Origin of the sequence: Arcobacter sp. (assembly GCF_050300555.1) — a bacterium.
Taxonomy (GTDB): Bacteria; Campylobacterota; Campylobacteria; order Campylobacterales; family Arcobacteraceae; genus Arcobacter.
Window position 1 is genome coordinate 1 of sequence record NZ_JBNKXY010000296.1, and the last position, 571, is coordinate 571.

Below are 571 nucleotides of genomic sequence, written 5' to 3' on the forward strand. Positions count from 1 at the left end.
AGTAGCTTTTTATTTAAAATTCAAATTTTAAATGAAAACAATAAAGTAAATGTTTTTATTTATCACTCAGTTTTTCTGGTTTTCATTTTTTTCAAAATTTCTCAAATTTTGAATTTTAACCGACCGGTTTTCAATGAATCGATTTCTTCGGTTTTCACCAAGTTTGCTTATGGTGGCTAATGGAGAGCAGTGAAGTAGGTGTCAAAGAAAACATCGAGCATGTTTTGTGATTATAAACACCAAATACGGAGTATGGTGGAATCGAATTTCATCATCAAATTTTGAATGCGTTGTTAGTTGGAAGCATGTATTACGTGGTTGTGGCATCAAAACAAAAAAAAAATCCACATGACAAAAGCAGAGGCCAAAAAACCAAAATCTGGCCCTTCGGTCTTGTGCACATAGCAACAATTATTGAAAGTGATATTTCTAAACTCAATTAACGTTACATAGCAAATGAATGACAAATAAATTAGACAGCTACAAATTTTAAGAATAGCCATAACATTCGGCAATATATCTTCTTTAAAAACGTTACAAATACGATAATTAGAAGCTGCCATGACTGCCA

At 31.7% G+C, this 571-nt stretch carries 1 protein-coding gene; it reads left to right on the forward strand.

Features of this window, described 5'->3' with window-relative positions; genetic code table 11:
* Positions 1–180 (forward strand): hypothetical protein (locus ACQY5W_RS13410; RefSeq protein WP_428025471.1); only part of this gene is annotated, 180 nt, incomplete at its 5' end.
* Positions 181–571 lie beyond the last annotated feature (391 nt).